The 19,918-nt window shown below is 42.8% G+C and carries 21 protein-coding genes and 2 other annotated features; of the genes, 2 read left to right on the forward strand and 19 right to left on the reverse strand.

Going from position 1 to position 19,918, the window contains the following annotated elements:
* Positions 1–36: 36 nt before the first annotated feature.
* The 3 genes from pheT to J0K78_RS13615 all read right to left on the reverse strand — a co-directional run bounded on the left by pheT (position 37) and on the right by J0K78_RS13615 (position 4,623).
* Entirely contained in the window at positions 37–2,463 is a 2,427-nt protein-coding gene (gene pheT, locus J0K78_RS13605) for a phenylalanine--tRNA ligase subunit beta (protein WP_206947559.1), read from the reverse strand.
* 15 nt (positions 2,464–2,478) lie between these two features.
* Positions 2,479–3,513: a phenylalanine--tRNA ligase subunit alpha gene (pheS, locus tag J0K78_RS13610; protein WP_206947560.1), complete on the reverse strand. Its 1,035-nt coding sequence runs from the start codon at positions 3,511–3,513 to the stop codon at positions 2,479–2,481.
* A 101-nt stretch (positions 3,514–3,614) separates the two neighbouring features.
* Positions 3,615–3,831: a binding site (T-box leader), on the reverse strand.
* A gap of 57 nt (positions 3,832–3,888) precedes the next feature.
* Positions 3,889–4,623 (reverse strand): TrmH family RNA methyltransferase, encoded by a 735-nt coding sequence (locus J0K78_RS13615; protein WP_206947561.1) that lies wholly within the window; start codon positions 4,621–4,623, stop codon positions 3,889–3,891.
* Between the two features lie 115 nt (positions 4,624–4,738).
* On the opposite strand from J0K78_RS13615, the gene sspI reads away from it, so the two are divergent.
* The gene (sspI, locus tag J0K78_RS13620) at positions 4,739–4,954 is read left to right on the forward strand and encodes a small acid-soluble spore protein SspI (RefSeq protein WP_035509556.1); all 216 of its coding nucleotides are present in this window, start codon (positions 4,739–4,741) and stop codon (positions 4,952–4,954) included.
* Between the two features lie 46 nt (positions 4,955–5,000).
* Here sspI and J0K78_RS13625 read toward each other — a convergent pair whose 3' ends face one another.
* Positions 5,001–6,086 (reverse strand): M42 family metallopeptidase, encoded by a 1,086-nt coding sequence (locus tag J0K78_RS13625; RefSeq protein WP_160915559.1) that lies wholly within the window; start codon positions 6,084–6,086, stop codon positions 5,001–5,003.
* A gap of 84 nt (positions 6,087–6,170) precedes the next feature.
* Positions 6,171–6,653, reverse strand: coding sequence for a dUTP diphosphatase (locus J0K78_RS13630; RefSeq protein ID WP_206947562.1), 483 nt, complete (start codon positions 6,651–6,653; stop codon positions 6,171–6,173).
* 260 nt (positions 6,654–6,913) lie between these two features.
* Here J0K78_RS13630 and J0K78_RS13635 point away from each other — a divergent pair, with 260 nt between their 5' ends.
* On the forward strand, positions 6,914–7,339 hold the full coding sequence (locus J0K78_RS13635) for a sigma-w pathway protein ysdB (RefSeq protein WP_160915563.1): 426 nt from the start codon (positions 6,914–6,916) through the stop codon (positions 7,337–7,339).
* 9 nt (positions 7,340–7,348) lie between these two features.
* Here J0K78_RS13635 and J0K78_RS13640 read toward each other — a convergent pair whose 3' ends face one another.
* The 14 genes from J0K78_RS13640 to coaE form a co-directional block, all read right to left on the reverse strand.
* Entirely contained in the window at positions 7,349–7,921 is a 573-nt protein-coding gene (locus tag J0K78_RS13640; protein ID WP_206947563.1) for a TVP38/TMEM64 family protein, read from the reverse strand.
* A gap of 38 nt (positions 7,922–7,959) precedes the next feature.
* On the reverse strand, positions 7,960–8,241 hold the full coding sequence (locus J0K78_RS13645) for a DUF1294 domain-containing protein (RefSeq protein WP_160915567.1): 282 nt from the start codon (positions 8,239–8,241) through the stop codon (positions 7,960–7,962).
* Positions 8,242–8,400: 159 nt separating this feature from the next.
* On the reverse strand, positions 8,401–8,757 hold the full coding sequence (rplT, locus tag J0K78_RS13650; RefSeq protein ID WP_089650567.1) for a 50S ribosomal protein L20: 357 nt from the start codon (positions 8,755–8,757) through the stop codon (positions 8,401–8,403).
* 30 nt (positions 8,758–8,787) lie between these two features.
* The gene (rpmI, locus tag J0K78_RS13655; protein ID WP_035509568.1) at positions 8,788–8,985 is read right to left on the reverse strand and encodes a 50S ribosomal protein L35; all 198 of its coding nucleotides are present in this window, start codon (positions 8,983–8,985) and stop codon (positions 8,788–8,790) included.
* Between the two features lie 32 nt (positions 8,986–9,017).
* Positions 9,018–9,521, reverse strand: a complete 504-nt coding sequence (infC, locus tag J0K78_RS13660; RefSeq protein WP_160915569.1) for a translation initiation factor IF-3 — start codon at positions 9,519–9,521, stop codon at positions 9,018–9,020.
* A gap of 82 nt (positions 9,522–9,603) precedes the next feature.
* Positions 9,604–9,727: a sequence feature (ribosomal protein L20 leader region), on the reverse strand.
* Between the two features lie 952 nt (positions 9,728–10,679).
* Positions 10,680–12,626, reverse strand: coding sequence for a threonine--tRNA ligase (gene thrS / locus J0K78_RS13665; RefSeq protein ID WP_206947564.1), 1,947 nt, complete (start codon positions 12,624–12,626; stop codon positions 10,680–10,682).
* A gap of 327 nt (positions 12,627–12,953) precedes the next feature.
* The gene (gene ytxC / locus J0K78_RS13670; protein ID WP_206947565.1) at positions 12,954–13,772 is read right to left on the reverse strand and encodes a sporulation protein YtxC; all 819 of its coding nucleotides are present in this window, start codon (positions 13,770–13,772) and stop codon (positions 12,954–12,956) included.
* Between the two features lie 178 nt (positions 13,773–13,950).
* Positions 13,951–14,883, reverse strand: coding sequence for a primosomal protein DnaI (gene dnaI / locus J0K78_RS13675; RefSeq protein ID WP_206947566.1), 933 nt, complete (start codon positions 14,881–14,883; stop codon positions 13,951–13,953).
* 16 nt (positions 14,884–14,899) lie between these two features.
* Positions 14,900–16,258 (reverse strand): replication initiation and membrane attachment family protein, encoded by a 1,359-nt coding sequence (locus J0K78_RS13680; RefSeq protein WP_206947567.1) that lies wholly within the window; start codon positions 16,256–16,258, stop codon positions 14,900–14,902.
* 133 nt (positions 16,259–16,391) lie between these two features.
* Positions 16,392–16,856 carry a transcriptional regulator NrdR gene (nrdR, locus tag J0K78_RS13685; RefSeq protein ID WP_160915579.1) on the reverse strand — a complete coding sequence of 155 codons (465 nt, stop codon included), beginning with the start codon at positions 16,854–16,856 and terminating at the stop codon, positions 16,392–16,394.
* Between the two features lie 38 nt (positions 16,857–16,894).
* Complete coding sequence (locus tag J0K78_RS13690) at positions 16,895–17,269, reverse strand: cytosolic protein (RefSeq protein WP_206947568.1); 375 nt, start codon at positions 17,267–17,269, stop codon at positions 16,895–16,897.
* Positions 17,270–17,523: 254 nt separating this feature from the next.
* Positions 17,524–17,901, reverse strand: coding sequence for an adenosylmethionine decarboxylase (speD, locus tag J0K78_RS13695; RefSeq protein ID WP_115824217.1), 378 nt, complete (start codon positions 17,899–17,901; stop codon positions 17,524–17,526).
* A 244-nt stretch (positions 17,902–18,145) separates the two neighbouring features.
* Positions 18,146–19,180 carry a glyceraldehyde-3-phosphate dehydrogenase gene (locus J0K78_RS13700; protein ID WP_206947569.1) on the reverse strand — a complete coding sequence of 345 codons (1,035 nt, stop codon included), beginning with the start codon at positions 19,178–19,180 and terminating at the stop codon, positions 18,146–18,148.
* Positions 19,181–19,313: 133 nt separating this feature from the next.
* Entirely contained in the window at positions 19,314–19,913 is a 600-nt protein-coding gene (gene coaE / locus J0K78_RS13705) for a dephospho-CoA kinase (protein WP_206947570.1), read from the reverse strand.
* Positions 19,914–19,918: the final 5 nt, after the last annotated feature.

A 19,918-nucleotide genomic window follows, 5' to 3' on the forward strand; every position in this document is an offset into this window, starting at 1 on the left:
TAAGAAAAACTCTGAGCTTTTTGTTTATCATTTGATTTATCCACGAAGTTCAGCCTGATGCTGACTTTTCACCGCTTCCAGGATAGCGTTGTGCGTCTCTTCCACTTCTTGATCCTTCAAAGTACGAAGGGGGTCTAAATAAAGCAGACGGAAAGCGAGAGATTTCTTCCCTTCATCCAAATGTTCCCCCTGGTAAAGGTCGAATACTTGAACATCCTTCACTAGCGGACTTCCTGCCTCACCAATCGTCGCCTCAATCGATCCTGCAGTTACATGCTCATCTACGACAAGTGCAATGTCACGAGAAACGGATGGGTGGCGAGGGATGGTCTGGAATTTCTCTTCTTTCTTATATTCCTCAATGAGAACTTCCAAGTTCACATCAAAGACATAGGTTTCTTTCAATCCAAGCTGCTTTTGAAGCTTCGGATGTACCTGCCCGACGAAACCGATGACTTTTCCATTGACCGACACCGTTGCCGTACGTCCTGGATGCATATGATCCAACTTCGTTTTTTCATAAGTGAAAGGAAGATCCAGCTGTTCGCTCAGCCCTTCCAATATACCTTTAGCAACGAAAAAATCGACCGTTTTTTTCTCCTGCTGCCATGGGTGTGAGAGCCACTCCCCTGTCAATGCACCTGATGCACGCAGCATTTCTTCCGGCTGTTTCGTTACTTTTTCTTCTTCACTGATAAACACAGTACCCACTTCATAGAAAGCAAGGTTTTCCTGTTTACGTGCCACATTATAGGATAGGGATTCCAACAACTCAGGTACCATGCTTAACCGAAGTGTGCCATGATCTTCACTCATTGGCATAGCTAAAGCGACAGGGCTTACGGATCTTTCCTTCACTTCAGGACTAACAAGCATTTGAGCTTTATCCTTATGAGTAAGAGAATAAGTGATGGTTTCATGAAGTCCTGCACCTTCAAAGTAGGCTTTCACTTTACGTTTCAACAGTTGCTCAAGTGTCAGACCTCCTGCTTGTGACGCTCCTTGTGGAAGAGTGTAAGGAAGATTATCGTACCCATAAATGCGCGCCACTTCTTCAAGCATATCTTCAAAGATGGTAATGTCCCCACGGCGTGTCGGAACAGACACATGGAACTCATCCCCGTTTTGATCATAGTTGAATTGAAGGCGACGGAAAATGTCGGCGATATCTTCATTGTTAATTTCAGTACCAAGTCGTTCGTTAATGGTGTTTGTGTTTACTGTGACTTGCTTTTCAGATCGGTCGAGTTCGTCATGGGACACAACTCCATCTAAAACAGTCCCTCCTGCATACTCTGCAAGAAGTTCGCAGGCTCTAAAGCCGGCACGTTCTACGCGGTTTGGATCGACACCTTTTTCAAACCGTGTGCTTGATTCACTGCGAAGCCCATGATCTTTGGAAGCTTCACGTACAACAGATGGATGGAAAAATGCTGCTTCTAAAATGATCGTCGTCGTATCATCTTGCACTTCAGACTCAGCCCCACCCATAACACCAGCAATGGCATGAGCTTTTTCCCCATTCGTAATGACGAGGTGATCGCTTTTCAGCGTACGCTCCTGGTCATCAAGGGTCGTTATTTTCTCTCCGTCTTTTGCACGACGCGTAACAATGGTATTCGAACCAAAACGGTCAAAATCGAAAGCATGAAGCGGCTGTCCATATTCCATAAGTACATAGTTCGTAATATCCACGACATTATTAATTGGACGGATGCCTGCTGCAGTCAAACGGTTTCGCATCCATAGCGGAGATGGTCCGACTTGAATATCCTTGATTATGAAAGCTCCATAATAAGGGTTCGCTTCCGAATCTTCCACGACTACAGAGACATGATCTGCTGTTTTCTCATCAGAAGTTTGGACATTTTCATCAGCCAATTCATACGTGCCATCAATCGCCGCTGCAACTTCATAAGCTACGCCAGCCATACTTAGAGCATCTGAACGGTTTGGTGTCAATCCAAGCTCGATAATCAAATCATCAAGGTTCAACAAGGATATGGCATTTGCCCCGACTTCCACGTCTTCAGGGAATACAAAAATACCATCAGCGAATTCTTTCGGGACCTCTTTTTCATCAACACCAAGCTCTTGAAGAGAACAAATCATCCCGTTCGATTCTTCTCCACGCAGTTTGGTCTTTTTAATTTTGAAGTTGCCAGGAAGGACCGCTCCGGGTGTAGCTACAGGAACTTTTTGACCTTCTGCAACGTTCGGTGCTCCACAGACGATCTGGAGCGTTTCTCCACCAACGTCCACCTGGCAGAGGTTCAATTTATCGGCGTTCGGATGCTGTTCGCAAGATTGGACGTACCCAACGACAACGCCTGTGACCTCTTCCGCTACAGGTTCTACACTTTCCACTTCAATTCCGGTCTTCGTAATGCTTTCTGCCAGCTCTTCTGGCGAATAATGACTGACATCAATATATTCTTGCAACCAATTCAATGATACAAGCATGGTTTCATTCCTCCTTTAAGCCTTGTGATACTGTTCTAAGAATCGAATATCATTGGTGTAGAAGTGACGGATATCATCTACTCCATACTTCAACATCGCGATCCGCTCTGGTCCCATACCGAATGCAAATCCGGAATATTCTTTCGGGTCATATCCCGCCATCTCAAGGACGTTAGGATGTACCATTCCGCCTCCAAGAATTTCAATCCAACCCGTTCCTTTACATACCGAACAGCCTTTTCCTCCACATACTTTACAGGATATATCCATTTCAACGGATGGTTCTGTAAAGGGGAAGAAGCTTGGACGCAAACGTATTTCACGGTCCGCTCCGAACATTTGCTTTGCGAATGCATTCAATACGCCTTTCAAATCACTCATCCGCACGTTCTTATCGACTAATAGTCCTTCAATTTGAGTGAACTGATGAGAGTGTGTCGCATCATCTGTGTCGCGGCGGTATACCTTACCAGGACAAATCATCTTAACGGGTTCACTACCATCTTTAGCTCCCATAGTCCGGGCTTGTACTGGGGAAGTATGGGTACGCATCAAAAGCTCTTCCGTAACGTAGAACGAATCCTGCATGTCCCGCGCCGGATGGCCTTTTGGTAAATTCAGTGCTTCAAAGTTGTAATAATCCGTTTCCACTTCAGGACCTTCTTTAATTTCAAAGCCCATCCCAATGAAAAGATCTTCAATTTCTTCTACGATACTCGTCAATAAGTGAGGGCCTCCAATTTTTACAGGGCGGGCAGGAAGAGTGACATCAATGCTTTCTTCTTCCAACTGCTTTTCTAAGGCTTCATCCTCAAGTGCGGTTTGCTTCTTCTCAATCGCTTGCGCAATATTTTCCCGCACATCATTAGCCAATTGTCCAATGACAGGTCGCTCTTCCTTGGACAATTTGCCCATCCCTCTCAGAACTTCCGTAATCGGGCCCTTTTTTCCTAAGTACTCGACTCTTACATCCTTCAAGCCTTGAACAGAATCCGCCTGTTCGACTTTCGCAAGGGCTTCCTGTTGCAGCTCTTCTAAACGTTCCTTCATGCTTATTCCTCCTTTAAAATCGTTTCGACTCATTTTCCTTTTACGTTTCAGAACTTTTCGGGTAAAAAAACGGCTGGAAAATAAAAAAAGCCCCATCCCTGAAAAGGGACGAGACTTGTATGGTCGTTTCGCGGTACCACCCTTGTTGACACATTGACATGTGCCCACTTTGATGAGAATAACGGATATTATCCGGGCCAAATGGCCAGCTCCAGAGTGAAATTTCGATACATGCCACGTTAGAAGCACTTCCAGTCCAAGATGCTTCCTCCCTAAAACGATTTACATTCATCTACTTTGCTCTTTCTAAGCTTTTCATTTTTTAATTTTTATCAACTGAATATATTATAGTCAAAGAAGGCTGTGTATGCAACCTCATCCCTTTAAATGATACATAAGAACAGCACCTGCAATTCCTACATTCAAGGACTCTGCCTGTCCATAAATCGGGATATAGACCCGTTGATCCGCTTGATTCAAAAGGTTCTCCTGAATACCCTGTCCCTCATTCCCTACAATAAGGGCAGCTTTAGAAGGGGCCTGTAGTTCTTGAAAAGGGGCAGCATCTTTAAGAGCAGAAGCCCAAATCTGTACGCCTTCTTCTTTCAGTGATTCAACAAAGTCCTCAAGTTCCCCCGTGATGACAGGAATATGGAAGATCGACCCTTGGGTAGCACGAATGACTTTATCATTATAAGCATCCACTGTACCTGAACCTAAAATAACCTGGTCAAATCCTGCTGCATCCGCGGTCCGGATCAGTGTACCTACATTACCAGGGTCCTGAACGGAGTCCAGCATTAATGTTAATGCCGCTTGATTTACAGATGTCTCCTTCTGTTTGACAATTGCCGCAATACCTTGAGGAGATTCCGTTTCTGCTATTGCCCGAAACACGGAATGATTGACCATTACCGTAGGAATATCTTCAGGGATTGTAAAGTCCGTTCCTTCACGCACAATCATTTCAACGATCTCCCAATTGCTTTTAAGCACCTCTTCCACGAGATGAAACCCTTCTACGATAAAAGTGCCCGTTTGATTTCTATATTTACGTTTATGTAGTTTTTTCCATTCCTTCACCTTTGTATTTTGTAAGGAAGTCAACATAGTAGTCCCTCATTTGCGTGTTTATTTCTCATTCATCATACATAGCAGGACCATGGTTGGTCAAACTAAAGAAGAATATTCTCGAAGTTCTGTACAAAAGGAGGTTGAATGAACAATGAACTTGAATTTAAGAGCAGCCATTCTTTCTAACGTCAGCGGACATAATGCCGAACAATTGGAAGCGACCATCGATGATGCCTTGCAAAAAGGAGAAGAAAAAATGCTTCCTGGCCTTGGTGTCTTTTTTGAAATGTTATGGAAAGAATCTGATGAACAAGAAAGACAAGAAATCCTGGATACTTTAGAACAGGGATTGAAGCAGAATCAGTAATAAAAAAGCCAACCTGAAAAAGGTTGGCTTTTTACGTCATTGAACATTAATTAAATGTTATTTCCTGCACTTTATCTGCATCAAGACCTTTAATAACTTCAACAATCAAACGTACCGCATTTTCAAAGTCATCACGATGTAGCATCGCTGCATGAGAGTGGATGTAGCGTGTTGCAATCGTAATGGATAACGCAGGAACTCCATCATGACTTAAGTGGATCGCCCCAGAATCCGTTCCTCCTCCTGCTAGAGAATCGAATTGGTACGGAATCGCATGGGCATCCGCCGTGTCTGTAACGAAATCACGAAGACCTTTATGTGAAATCATGGAAGCGTCATAGAGAATGATTTGTGGACCTTCACCCATTTTGCTTGAAGCATCTTTATCAGATACCCCAGGTGTATCGCCAGCGATTCCAACGTCAACACCAAAAGCGATATCCGGGTTGATCACATTTGCAGACGTACGAGCACCTCGAAGGCCTACTTCTTCCTGGACGGTTCCAACACCATAAACGATATTCGGGTGTTTTTCACCTTTCAACTGTTTCAATACTTCAATAGCAATCGCACATCCAATACGGTTGTCCCAGGCTTTTGCAAGAAGCATCTTCTCATTTTTCATTTGGGTGAATTCGAAATATGGAACGACAGAGTCTCCCGGTTTCACACCGAATTCCATCGCTTCTTCTTTACTTGAAGCACCAATATCAATAAACATATCCTTAATGTCCACTGCTTTTTTACGTTGCTCCGGAGGCAGGATATGAGGTGGTTTGGATCCAATCACACCTGTCAAATCTCCTTGACGAGTCATGATGGTCACACGCTGAGCAAGCATCACCTGGCTCCACCAGCCGCCGACAGTTTGGAAATAAATATATCCATTGTCATCAATACGGGTAACCATGAAGCCTACCTCATCCAGGTGACCAGCTACCATAACACTTGGTCCTTTTTTATTTCCTACCTTTTTCGCGATCAAGCTGCCCAGATTATCTGTAAACACTTCATCTGCGTATGGAGCGATATATTGCTTCATCACATCACGAGCTTCTCGCTCGTTTCCAGGAACGCCTTTAGCGTCCGTAAGATCTTTTAGCATTTGTAATGTTTCATCTTTTTTAGCCATATGTAACAATTCCTCCTTTTCCTATCCAATGGATATTATAAACCTTTTGAAGCGATTTCACAAAAAATTCAGTTTCCTACTGCATCAGTATCCTTCATTTTGACGCTCGAAGTTGATGGCATTTTTCCTTTCGTACGCTTCAATCAATTCTTTCTCCGTAATCCCGAGAGTCAGTCCCAGTACTAAATAATCATAAAAAGCTTTTACATAGGATTGTTCATCCTTTTCCTTTTTCATATGTTCAATCGACGAATAGACAGCAAGAAAAGCTGCTGTTTGGGAACCGGTTTCCTTCAGGGAAGTGGATGTATAACGATAACCTAAATCCAAACCTAAAGAAAGAAGGAAGTGGACACCATCGACATACTCTTCGAGTATGACAGATTTCTCACTAGGTCCTTTTGTACTCCAAAATTTAAAGCATCGCGTTTCATTAGCAAGCTCTCCTAACTCAACAAGCATAGCTAATATTTTTTCATCAACCATCTGTCCTTTTTCAATTTCGTGCTGCTGCTCTATATAAAGATCTAATTTCCGCTGCATGTCATACAAACTCTTCCAATCCATACTAAATATCTCCTTCATCTTTTGTTTAATCAGCTCACCGTGATGATTTTATATAAGCTCTATACTTCAAGACACCATTCTGAAACGTCTTTGCCCCGAAATCGAGTCTACTACCTTCTTTGCATATATTTTAATAGCAACATCAGTTTCTAACCGAGCACTCTTTAAAATTTTTCTCATTTAATGTATCATTTTTTGAAACAAAAGGATACGTTCATACGTATGGAAGCAAAAGAACAGTTTACAGGGAGATGAAAGAAATGATCATCTTATTATTCCGGTTGCTTTTACTGATTGCCATAGCCTTCATTATTTATACCGCCTATAAATTCATTGTCAATCCCAGAAGAAAATTAGAACTTGCAAGAGACAAGAAAGAATTTTATTTTCATGATAACAAGGAAAATACAAAAGAAAACTTTTTGATGACTTTAAAAGGACATGTTTTTGAAGGGGAGAAATACTTAGGGACCACAGAGGATTCGTTTGAAGTTATTAACATTAGTGTGAGTGTGCACAATCCGGAAAAGTTACAGGGATTGGACAGAGAGGACCTTTACTTTATGGAAAAAGAAATATTGATCCGCTATCCTTATGCTTCCATCGAATGGAAATACCCGATGAACCGCTTAATCATTCATCCCTTAAAGAATTACGATGAAAAGAAGCCCCACTCTTTCGAGTGAGGCTTTCCTTTATGAAGTCGTCTGGAAAAAATCTTTCCATAGAAAAACTTCGTATTTTTTCCGTATCAAAAAGCACACCCCAATTAAAGCTCCTGAAAAAAGAATCATCATGGGAATGGAAAACAAGGATATCCATTGTCCGACAGACGTATAAACCACGGCCAAAGGTAAATTCGCAAATAATGATGACTTCGCATATTCTTTAAAATCTGCACTGATTTCCAATAAGCAATAGGAAAGTAAATGAAAATGAATAAAGGGTACAAGTCTTAAGACCGCGACCTGCTTCACCGTCAAATGAGAGTTTCTCCTTAGCCATTTTTCTTTTAACGACCCCAATTTCTTTAAACCGGAAGGTACGAGCCTGATGGTGCGATAGAATAATAAACTTGAGAGCATTGTACCCACCACCGAATATGCACTCCCAGCAATAGGACCAAATAAAACCCCACCCGTGATACAAACAAGCATAACGGGTAAAAATAAAAAAGGTCGTAACAAATGAATAGCAATGAATAAGAGCGGTGCCCAGGCTTCTTGATGCTCTAACCATGCAAAAATGGTACTTGTTGTTTCGCCCATCTCATCCTCCTCCCTGTCTACATAATATGACAGGAGAGTTAGAGATAGAACTGATACACCAGGTAGGCTGCTCCAGCGATATAAAAGAGGCTTAGGATTGGGAAACCAAATTTGAATGAGGTGTGTTTTGTTTTATGCCTGAATACACTCATCCCAAACCATCCCCCAAGGACTCCTCCTGCTAAAGCTATTCCCCATAATTTCTTTTCTTCAATACGCCAAGATCCTTTTTTAGAACGACGTTTATCCACGCCCATCATAATGAAAAGGACCAGATTGATGACAATCCCATATATACCAACAAGGATAACAACATCCATAAAATCTCTCCCTCCTCCAGACCATTTGCAGGAAACAAATGGATTGAAAATGAACCTTCCTAAGGAATGTATAACTCCTATGTAAATTCCTAAGTATACGAGTATAAAAAAGAGCCACTTCCTACCGATCGGAAATGGCTCTTTATCTTTGTCATTTTATTACTTAAGTGCAGATTTAGCTTGCTCTGCTAGGCTTGCGAAACCTTGCTCATCGTTGACAGCAAGATCAGCTAGCATCTTACGGTTAACTTCAACACCTGCAAGCTTCAAACCGTGCATTAGACGGCTGTAAGAAATGTCGTTCAAACGCGCTGCAGCGTTGATACGAGCGATCCATAGCTTACGGAAGTCGCGTTTTTTCTGGCGACGGTCACGGTAAGCATACTGACCTGATTTCATTACTTGTTGTTTTGCAGTTTTGAATAGTGCATGTTTTGAACCATAATAACCTTTTGCTAGTTTAAGGACACGGTTACGACGTTGGCGTGTCACTGTTCCACCTTTTACTCGTGGCATGGTAATCCCTCCTATTTATGTCGTTCTTTATTAGTCTTTTGGAAGCATGTGCTTGATGCGGCGGTAGTCTCCAGCAGAAACTAGTGCATCTTTACGCAACTTACGCTTTTGTTTTGTAGATTTGTTCGCGAACAAGTGGCTTGTGAATGCGTGGGAACGTTTCACTTTACCTGTTCCAGTCTTTTTGAAGCGTTTTTGAGAACCTTTATGGGTTTTCATTTTTGGCATGTGAATTTCCTCCTTTTACTTGATACAGTGACTTACTTCTCGTTAAGAGGAGCAAGCATTAAGAACATACTACGACCTTCCATTTTAGGCTTGGTCTCTACTTGGGCAATATCTTTGCACTCATCCGCCATGCGTTCAAGTACTTTTTGTCCAAGTTCTTTGTGAGTGATTGCACGACCACGGAAACGGACAGATGCTTTCACTTTGTCACCTTTCTCCAAGAACTTACGCGCATTACGCAATTTCGTGTTGAAGTCATGGTCTTCAATCCCAGGGCTGAGACGAACTTCCTTGACTTTGATGACCGTTTGTTTCTTACGAGCTTCTTTTTCTTTCTTCTGCTGCTCGAAACGATATTTACCGTAGTCCATCACTCGGCAAACCGGAGGCTTCGCATTTGGTGCCACCATAACAAGGTCAAGATTTGCATTCGCTGCAATATCAAGAGCTTCGTTACGTGATTTAACTCCAAGTTGCTCACCATTCACGTCGATCAGACGAACTTCACGGGCACGGATTTTTTCATTAACGTTCATGTTATCCTTGCTAATATCGAGCCACCTCCAACAAATTTTAGAAAACTTATATGAGATCTGTCATCGACAAGATTTCCTGATGCAAATAAAAAAAGTGTCGGTACACATACTGCACCCACACGACTCCTAATAATCAAAGGAATAAGTGACCTGCCAACTGCGCTGTGCGTCGATCAGGTGAGAAGCGGGTGCTCCTACTTGTCTCTAGATCCGTTCATTCAGTTACCTAAATTATAATAGCATGCCTTATGATGCATGTCAACAACTAAACTCCGCCGACATGACTACTTAAACTAGGATAAGCCATGCACCCACAAAAATCAAGGCTTTTTTAGCCAGTCCCGACAATCCACCTTCTTCCACTAAAGCTCCCTTTTCTTGAAGGCTCAGTTTCGAGATGTTGTGTGATTCTAGGGGCTCCGGGAAAAAGTTCGCTTTCCATGGGGCGGGCGGTGAGCCTCCTCAGGCTACGCCTTCTGGGGGCTCACCTGTCCCACACGTCCTTTTGGTTATCCGGTTCCGGCGCTAGCGGCTAGTGAGACTTCCCTCGCTTCTGTACGATAAGTCAACATCGAATCGCTACGCTCTCCGTGTTTCCTTTATCTCCGCCAGCTCAGTCCAGTCCATACGCCGCTGACCAAGACACCTCCACACTAAAGGATAGGAGTCTCACCGTTTCCCTCCGCCCCTTTACCTTATAAGTGTCTCGAAGCCACTTTTAAAAGGGTGAGCTTGAATGGTTGAATGAAGCGGATGATTAGAACACCTGTATTCATTAGTAAGCTTCCAATTCTTCTCCCCTAGACGGGCATATAGTGCGTAGTATCAAGCATTTACGTATGCTAAACGTCAATGGGGTAGAGATTATATCATTCACTTCTCTTAACCATACAAGCTGATTTTTTAAATAGTGGTTTCGAGAACCATTCTTGGTTAAGGGGCGAAGGGGAATGGCGAGACTCCTGCGGGAAAAAAGTGCATGGTGATACCCCACAGGACGCAGTCCGAGGAGGCTCACCGCGCTCCCGCGGAAAGCGAGCTATTCCCCGCATCCCCCAGCCACTCAATAAAAGTCTCGAAACTGAGTCTTCAACAATCCTGTCATTTAGCGAAATAAAAACCCGAAAGTCTTGTGAAAGACTTTCGGGTTTTCTTCTTTTACTTGCGCAGAAGCTTTTGATCGATTTCGTTGCGAATTTCCTGTTTGAATGTGTCCAGTGGTTTTGTTGCGGAATCTTGTTCTCCGTAACGACGGACGTTGACCGCATTATCTTCGATTTCTTTGTCACCAACCACAAGCTGGAACGGAATTTTTTGCATTTGAGCTTCACGGATCTTATAACCGATTTTCTCATTACGCTCATCGACTTCCACACGTACTCCTGCTTCACGAAGTTCATCTTCAATTTTCTTCGCATAATCAAGATGGACATCAGCGGATACAGGGATGATTTTCGCCTGGACAGGAGCGAGCCACGTTGGGAAGACACCTTTATACTCTTCAATAAGGAAAGCAACAAAGCGTTCCATTGTGGATACCACTCCACGGTGAATAACAACCGGGCGGTGATCTTCTCCATCTTCTCCAACGTATGTCAGATCGAAGCGCTCTGGTAAGTGGAAGTCAAGCTGAACAGTAGACAATGTTTCATCCTTACCAAGAGCTGTCTTCACTTGAACATCGAGTTTTGGACCATAGAAGGCCGCTTCCCCTTCTGCTTCTACATATTCAAGCTTCATATCTTCCATTGTTTCTTTCAACATCGCCTGTGCCTTATCCCACATCGCGTCATTGTCAACATACTTTTCTTTATCTTCAGGATCTCTGTAGGAAAGACGGAAGTAGTAATCATTGATACCAAAGTCACGATACACTTCCTGCACAAGACGAACGACACGTTTGAATTCATCCTTCAATTGATCCGGACGAGCGAAGATGTGGGCGTCATTCAATGTCATCGCGCGTACGCGCTGCAATCCTGCTAGTGCGCCGGACATTTCGTAACGGTGCATCATGCCGAGCTCGGCGATACGCACAGGAAGGTTACGGTAACTGTGCAATTGATTTTTGTAGATCATCATATGGTGCGGGCAATTCATTGGACGAAGGACGAGGTCTTCGTTGTCCATTTCCATTGTTGGGAACATATCATCCTGGTAGTGATCCCAGTGTCCACTTGTTTTATACAAATCTACACTTCCAAGAACAGGTGTGTACACGTGGTCATATCCAAGACGTTCCTCTGTATCTACAATATACCGTTCGATTGTACGACGGATGGTCGCTCCTTTCGGAAGCCACATCGGCAATCCTTGACCAACCTTTTGGTTGACAGTGAAAATGTCGAGTTCTTTTCCTAACTTACGATGATCTCTTTCTTTTGCTTCTTCAAGCATTTGAAGGTACTCATCAAGATGGGCTTTCTTTTCAAAAGCTGTACCATAAATACGCTGCAACATCTGATTATCGCTGTCTCCACGCCAGTAGGCACCAGAAATGCTCAAAAGCTTGAAAACTTTGATTTTACTTGTCTGCGGAACATGAACCCCACGGCAAAGATCAAAAAATTCTCCTTGCTGATAAATGGTCACTTGCTCTCCTTCAGGGATGGCTTCGATGAGCTCAAGTTTTAAATCGTCACCGATCTCTTTATACTTTTCAATCGCTTCTTCCCGAGAAAGCTCGATGCGTTCGATCTCTAGATTCTCATCGACAATGCGCTGCATTTCTTTTTCAATCTTCGGAAGGTCCTCTGGAGTAAGAGATTCTTCCATGTCGATATCATAATAAAATCCGTTTTCAATCACAGGGCCAACACCAAGTTTCACATTGCCATATAGGCGTTTGACCGCCTGAGCCATCAAGTGAGCGGAAGAGTGGCGCACCACTTCCAAACCTTCAGGATTTTTATATGTCAAAATTTCAACAGCTCCATCTTGTTCAATCGGCCTTCTCAAATCATAAGGCTCGCCATCTAATTTGATGGCCAAGGCTTGTTTCTTTAAGCCAGGGGAAATCGATTGTGCGATTTCTTCACCTGTCGTACCTCTCTCAAACTCCTTCATGTTACCGTCTGGAAATTTGATTTGAATCGCATTCGACATGTTTAACACTCCTTTATCTAAAATAATATAAAAAACGCCCGCCCCTCAGCATATAAGCTAAGGGACGAGCGTTATCACTCGTGGTTCCACCCAAATTCCCGCAAAGTAAGACCATGCGGCTTCATTCTCCTTAACGCGGATCAGACGCTGTCTATTACTAATCTTTTGTTCACAGACAGAGCTCCAAGGTGGTAAACAATAAAGCCGTCAACGAGGAGCTTCCAGCCGGTGGCTCCTCTCTCTGGTCTTGCGTCACTTTATGTTCGTGTCCTTTTCCAAGCCGTTGTTTAGATATGTACGTTATTATATCCATTTAAGAAAAGGAAATCAACCCATTTTGAAAGGAAATTGTGATTTGGGCCTCCACGAAGCTTTTTCTTCAAAAATATTCATCAATAACTCTAAGTTTGAATGGCCCGTTTCATCTGAATAGATGATCAACTCATCAGGTGCATGAGCAAGCGCAGCTGTGACCGGCCATTCAATCGGAAGGTGAGCAATACATTCATCCGGGTATTGCTTCATGTACAATTTAGTTTCTGATTCACTGATGGGATTCCCTTCATCATGATAGTAGGTTAAACGACCATCATCAAGAAGATGAAGCAACTGCACGCCTGTGTCTTTATGATGGACACGGTGACGCCAGGAATCCACCATCAATTGATAGGACTCTTCCTGCTTATATTCATCAATGATCTTTCCGGTGTATTCAATAAGCGATTCATGAACGGACTGCAAGCAAGCAGCACTGAGTTCGTCAAATTCCACAAAACTTCTGGCGACCAGATAATCCTGGATAAAAGCGCGTAAATAGTGGTAGATCGGTGGAAGTTGAAGTCCTGCGGGTGGCTTATCTTCGAAGTCTTGTCCAATTTCAAGCATCCGCTGAATTTCTTGTTCATCCTCGTAATAGTACCGGTGCTTCAATACGCCTTCCATCCACCCCAGCAATTTCCTTTTGCGGATTAATTGCAAAAAAGCACGGATTGCCTCCACATAAGACGCTCCACTCAATGAAGCATGCATCAACTTCACATCAAACCCATCGGTATGTTCCTTGAAAATCCAAAGTTTTTGTTCTGAAACAATCGCGTTATAAAATAGGATCGCTTCCGCACGATTAGAAAAGTGAATGCAAAACACCAAAATTCCCCCTCGTCCCGACTTCATTCAACTTCTATGTTCTATGGAAGACCCCAGGACAGCTCCCTGAGGATCCGCCATTAAAAGATGGCGCACCTATGACATAAAGTTGGCTATTCCCTGTTATATTTATGTGAGAGGGGAGGGAATCATGCTATTGTCTTCCGTTTTGTAATCGTTATCCTCGTCTGTTCCGTCCATTGACGTGGACTCCTTCACTCAGTTGACGGATCCGCTCTGTAATTCTTTTTGCTTTTACTTGTTCTACATCTCCCCGGTTACTCGTCATCAACACTTTCTCTAACTCGTTCAAGTTGTAATTAGAGGTAAAGAAAACCGGGAGTCTTTCCATCATACGATAGTGGAGAATACTGCCGAGGACTTCATCTCTAAACCACGCGGATTGAGATTCTGCCCCAATATCATCAAGCATGAGTACAGGAATTTCTTTAAAAGCTTCGATCTTTTCGTTCATGGAGTCATCCTTAATCGAAGCTTTAATCTCCCTCACAAATTCCGGCATGTAAATAACCATGGAAGGGATGTTTTTTGAGCTCAGTTCGTTGGCGATAGCCCCAAGGAAATAAGTTTTCCCCACACCAAAAGGCCCATGAAAGTAAAGCCCTTTACTTGGCAGTTCATCACCCAGACCTTCAATATATTGCACGGTTCGTTCTACAGCAGCTCCGCGATCAGGATCTTGAAGATCCATCCGTTCTAAAGAAGCTTCAAGAATTTCCCGCGGCATGTGTAGACTTCTCACTAGGGACTTCTGCTCTTCCTGTTGTTCATGTTTTCGTTGACGGCGACATTTATCATAAATCAACTTCACATCAGAACCTTCCACTTCTACTCGTGGGACATAACCGGGAAGGATGTTGATACACTCTTCACGTGTCGGACATTTCTCACAGTTTTTTGATTGAGTGCGGTATTCATAGAGTTTAATCAACTGTTTCTCAATCGCTTCCTCTGTTAATTCCTCATGCTCCTGCATCAATTTCTTCACTTCTGTGGATTCCATAACTTCCGCCTTCATGTGGTTCATTCGCTTTTGAAACTGTTCGTTGTTACGCATCCACTTTTTTAATGATTGTTGAATAGGTTCCATTGGTCTATCCCCCCTTTTAATTGCCTTTGCTCGTCAATTTCTTAATCCTTGCCGCTATGTCATCCGTATTGACTTGTACGGCTTCTTTCTTCTCATGCGGCTTTCCCTCTTCTTGTTTGAACCAGGCTGGGATCACTTCTTCTTTTTGGTTTTTACGCTTCTGAGACTTCTGCTTTCCCCATTGCTGGTATTTCTGATGTTCTGCTTTGGCAAGGTTCATCGCTTGTCTTACGGTCGTTACATTTTTTCTCGCCCAGTGACTCGCAATTTTCTCAAGGTAAGGCTTTGACAATTTCATATCGGTTTTTAATAGGACATAATGAACGAGCACATTCATGACCCCTGGCTCAATTCCTTGTTCTGTCATCACGTCACGAATCATTTTCAAGTCTTGTTCAGACGCACGATTCCCATTGGAGACATCTTCAAGTAATTCCCTTGGGGATATTTCCTCAAGCATCTGTATGAATTGATCCTCTTTAGTCCCCTGAGTTGTTGTGTTTTCTACTTTCATTTTCTCTCTGCGATCTAAAGCCGTATCTCTTTGTTTGTCATTTTTTTGCTCTTTCATAAAATCATGACAGGCTGCCTTCAACTCTTCTTCCACTAAATAATGATTTTCATCAATGGCCCAGGTGACGGCTTTTTCAAGCTCTGTGTTGGAAAGGTCATATAACGTTGCCAATTGGACAATCAACTTCTTGTTTCGCCCCGTTAATATTTGTTCCGATGGATACATTCGCTTCTTCAATGCATGATTCAACCAATGAAAGTCCACTCGGTCCATCGATGCTACCGGCCCTCTGGATTCCTGCTGATGCTTCTGCTGCTTTGCAATGGTTTCCGTTTCTCTCTGGACCGTTTCGATCATTTTATTATGGAATACTTCATCAAAAGTCGCAGTTACTTCAGTAAAGCCCTCAAGTGTTTGCCCTGTGTTCAATAAACGGCTTTTTAAGCGCTCATACTTTTCCTTTCCCAACTCATGATGAAGAAGCAAGGAAAGCATATCATCAAGAAAGAACTCTTCCGGAGAAAAAGGAGGGTGCACAGAGTAAAGGTATACGGCCTGCTGATCTTCATCAATCGAACGGAACGTCCGTAGTAATCCGATGGCCTCCAATTTCCCCCTCGCCTCATATATTTTATCCAAGGGAGCAGAAAGGTAAGACATTAATGTATGGTGAGACTGTACCTGTTCCCCTTCAATCATATCCGATTCCGATATAAGGACATGGTATAGAGAAACCGCCAACCTCCCAACAATCGGCTGGTATAAATGTGACAAGGAACGATGAAAACTTCGAGGCAGCTCTCCATTTCGTATGATTTTAAAACCGTCTACTGGGAGAAGTTTGCCAATAGAGTAACTCACCGCCTCCACCTCCTTCAATCGTTAAAGCTTATTCATTCTATTTCGATCAGAAAGACACCATTCATTTCAAAACTGAAACCAAAAGGCCTTCAAAATATAGGGTCCTAGAAAAAGAAAATGAGCCGGAACAGGCTCATTCATTGTCTTCATGTTTAATTAATTCTTTTAATTCGTCGATGAAAACATTGATGTCCTTGAACTGTCGATATACGGAAGCAAAACGAACATAAGCAACTTCATCAATGCCAGACAGACGCTCCATCACCATTTCACCGATATCCTCACTCATGACTTCAGAAACGCCACGGTTTCTTAATTCCTTTTCGATATCCATAGTCACTCGTTCCAGTTCCTCTGCGGCCACAGGTCTCTTTTCACAAGCTCGAATCAGTCCACGCATCAGTTTTTCACGACTGAACTCTTCTCTTGTGCCTTCTTTTTTCACGACAATCAAAGGAACTTCTTCAATCCGTTCAAAAGTTGTGAACCTGAATTGGCATTGTTCACACTCTCTGCGTCGTCTGATCGCCTGTCCTTCTTCGATGGGCCTGGAATCAAGGACTTTTGTACTTTTATAGTGGCAATTCGGGCACTTCACGTATGATCAACTCCACATCATCATCTTTTCGGCAGTACTCAGGAAGGATCCACCGTTGTGAACTGACTGTCCAATTTTTTATAAAGCTGAACGATTAGATTCCGGCTGTGTCCAAAATCAACGGGACCTCCCGAGTCCGTAGTGACAGAAAAGTCAACGGCTGTTCGAAAAGGGCGGACCATGATGACCGTCGCCACTATAAACGCGCGTCTATTCCCTTTATATTTGACGGTCAATTCGCCACGTTCTTTAGAACTTGCTACAATTTCTGAAGGTGATGAAAACAATCCTTCAACAGCACGGAACAGATCATCATGCTTGGCTTTATAATAGTGTGTGACAAGCGCAGAATCCTTATGCTCTTCACTCGTTTCGGAATGGTTGCTGAAATACCTGGAAATAAATGCTTTCACTTACCTAACCCCTTCAATTCCATTCGACATAATCTCCCTTTATTTTAACATGACTTATGAAAATAAGAAACGATTATTGAAACCTAAGGTTCTTTGATAAATTCAAGAGAGCTCATGACGGTACTAGATGCACTCTTTCTGAGAGCCCTTTTAAAAAAAGGAATTTCCAACCACCATCCCTCATTTATATCGCTCTATAATAGAAAAGGAAGCCACACAGGTTGATCCTGCGTGGCTTCCTTTTCTATTTTCTATTATAGAGCACGAGACTGTTGTACTTCTACAGGTCCCATTCCTCTTGGCACTTCTACCGTTTCGTTTTTACCAGCTTCTAGTGCATCGACGATGTACTGAGCAGCGACATTAGGATCAATACGATCTCCGCAAGTATAAACATCAATGCTTGCATACCCATGCTCTGGAAAGCTATGAATTGTCAAGTGTGATTCAGAAATGATAACCACTCCACTAACTCCATGAGGCGCAAATTTGTGAAAGGCGACTTCACGCACTTCAGCTCCAGCTTTAAGGGCTGCATCTACAAAAACTTGTTCTATATACGACATATCGTTCAATTTTTCTTCATTACAATTCCATAGTTCAGCAATTACGTGTCTTCCCATTGTATCCATATCAAGGATCCCCCTTTGTACATTCACTTCAATACCTCTGAAATAACAGCCATGAACTACCACGGGGGAAAGTTAGTCCTGAGAGGTCCTAACCCTTTGAGTAGACATGAATTTATATGAAATTCAGAAGTTCAAGAGAAAGTATATATGGTTTACCCTTATTTTGCAAGAAATATTTTACTGGCTTTTGTACAACTCTCTTGATGCTTCCAGGGGGACTCAGGTTCAACAGGATTCGGGTTACTTATGATACGCGGGCTTCCTTCTCTTGTTTCATCATATTGCCCACAAACTTAGCAAGATCCACCACACGGCAGGAATATCCCCACTCATTATCATACCAGGCTAGTACTTTTACTTTACGGTCGTCAATGACTTGTGTAGATAACCCATCGATAATTGCTGAAGATGAAGAAGTCGTATAATCAACGGAAACCAGTGGCTCATCACTGTATTCCAATATGCCTTTCATTTCTCCCTTAGCCATTCTCTCAAAGGTTTCATTCACTTCGTCTGCTGTGACTTCCCTTTTTAAATCGACGACAAGGTCAACAAGAGATACATTTGGAGTCGGTACACGCAAAGCCATACCATTTAACTTTCCTTGAAGGGAAGGGATCACTTCTCCTAAGGCTTTAGCTGCGCCTGTGGATGTAGGGATAATCGACTGCGTACATCCTCGGGCCCTACGTAAATCTTTATGTGGATTATCTAAATTCTTCTGGTCATTGGTGAAAGCATGAACCGTTGTCATCAAACCATTTTCAATGCCAAATTCATCCTCCAACACTTTTACTACAGGGGCAAGACAGTTGGTTGTGCAGGAAGCGTTTGAAATGACATCGTGACTGCCCGGCATATAGCTCTCTTCATTCACACCCATTACAATCGTTGCATCCACTTGTTTTCCCGGTGCTGTAATGATGACTTTTTTTGCTCCAGAATCCAAGTGAAGACCTGCTTCTTCTTTCGTTTTAAACTTACCTGTTGCTTCAATAACAATATCAATATCCAGTTCATCCCATGGCAGTTCCAATGGGTTCCTTGTTGAACACAGCTTCACTTTTTTCCGATTGACGACTAAATCCCCGTCAACGACATTGACCTCTCCTTGAAAACGACCATGCACACTATCGTATTTAATCATGTGAGCAATTGTTTCAGCTGGATAACTTGCATTAACGGCAACCAATTCCATAGATTCATCCGCCACAGCCTTTCTAAAAACCATGCGACCAATTCTTCCCAAACCATTAATAGCAATCTTTGTTTTCCCCATGCTGTTCCAGCCCCCTATATATGATATACTTTTACTCTTCAATTCCTAGATTAGTATAACATATTGCAAGCGCTTTTACATAAAGAACGAAAACTTTCTACAAAAAATAACACGCCTGCTTAGACGTGTTATATTATACGATGTCCCAACCGTGAAGTATGTCATTTAATTGTTGTAAACTTCCTTCAACTGTTCCGGTATTATCAATGACGGCATCCGCCATTTCTGCTTTCTTTTTCACAGGGATCTGCGCATGGATCCGTTCTTCAGCATCTTCCCTCCCTGACTGGTCCCTTTCCATCAAACGCTGCAGTTGTGTTTCTTCATCCACATACACAACGAGAATCTTTTCTACATAATCGGTTAAGTTGCTTTCAAACAGCAATGGGATATCCAGGACGACCGCTCGATATTGTTGGTTTTTATACAGTTCACGCCGCCTGATCATCTCTTCCCTTACTTTAGGGTGAACAATGCCGTTCAATTGCTTACGCTTTGTCTCGTCAGCAAAAATAATCTTGCCAAGCTTTTTCCGATCCAAATCGCCGCCTTCTGCAAGCACCTGTTCTCCAAAGGTTGCTACAATTTCCTGATAGGCAGGTTCTCCCGGCTCAACGACATCCCTTGATATTTGATCTGCATCAATAACAGGAATATCCATATCACTGAACATGTTTGCTATGGTACTTTTTCCACTTGCAATACTTCCTGTTAATCCGATGACTACAGTCATCCCGA

The sequence above is a fragment of the Halobacillus sp. GSS1 genome (assembly GCF_017307035.1).
Taxonomy (GTDB): Bacteria; Bacillota; Bacilli; order Bacillales; family Halobacillaceae; genus Halobacillus; species Halobacillus litoralis.

Coding starts and splice junctions, on each gene's coding strand:
- pheT (WP_206947559.1), bottom strand. CDS start 2,463: ATGCTTGTATCATTGAATTGGTTGCAAGAATATATTGATGTCAGTCAT.
- pheS (WP_206947560.1), bottom strand. CDS start 3,513: ATGAAGGAACGTTTAGAAGAGCTGCAACAGGAAGCCCTTGCGAAAGTC.
- J0K78_RS13615 (WP_206947561.1), bottom strand. CDS start 4,623: ATGTTGACTTCCTTACAAAATACAAAGGTGAAGGAATGGAAAAAACTA.
- sspI (WP_035509556.1), top strand. CDS start 4,739: ATGAACTTGAATTTAAGAGCAGCCATTCTTTCTAACGTCAGCGGACAT.
- J0K78_RS13625 (WP_160915559.1), bottom strand. CDS start 6,086: ATGGCTAAAAAAGATGAAACATTACAAATGCTAAAAGATCTTACGGAC.
- J0K78_RS13630 (WP_206947562.1), bottom strand. CDS start 6,653: ATGGATTGGAAGAGTTTGTATGACATGCAGCGGAAATTAGATCTTTAT.
- J0K78_RS13635 (WP_160915563.1), top strand. CDS start 6,914: ATGATCATCTTATTATTCCGGTTGCTTTTACTGATTGCCATAGCCTTC.
- J0K78_RS13640 (WP_206947563.1), bottom strand. CDS start 7,921: ATGGGCGAAACAACAAGTACCATTTTTGCATGGTTAGAGCATCAAGAA.
- J0K78_RS13645 (WP_160915567.1), bottom strand. CDS start 8,241: ATGGATGTTGTTATCCTTGTTGGTATATATGGGATTGTCATCAATCTG.
- rplT (WP_089650567.1), bottom strand. CDS start 8,757: ATGCCACGAGTAAAAGGTGGAACAGTGACACGCCAACGTCGTAACCGT.
- rpmI (WP_035509568.1), bottom strand. CDS start 8,985: ATGCCAAAAATGAAAACCCATAAAGGTTCTCAAAAACGCTTCAAAAAG.
- infC (WP_160915569.1), bottom strand. CDS start 9,521: ATGAACGTTAATGAAAAAATCCGTGCCCGTGAAGTTCGTCTGATCGAC.
- thrS (WP_206947564.1), bottom strand. CDS start 12,626: ATGTCGAATGCGATTCAAATCAAATTTCCAGACGGTAACATGAAGGAG.
- dnaI (WP_206947566.1), bottom strand. CDS start 14,883: ATGGAACCTATTCAACAATCATTAAAAAAGTGGATGCGTAACAACGAA.
- speD (WP_115824217.1), bottom strand. CDS start 17,901: ATGGATACAATGGGAAGACACGTAATTGCTGAACTATGGAATTGTAAT.
- J0K78_RS13700 (WP_206947569.1), bottom strand. CDS start 19,180: ATGGGGAAAACAAAGATTGCTATTAATGGTTTGGGAAGAATTGGTCGC.
- coaE (WP_206947570.1), bottom strand. CDS start 19,913: ATGACTGTAGTCATCGGATTAACAGGAAGTATTGCAAGTGGAAAAAGT.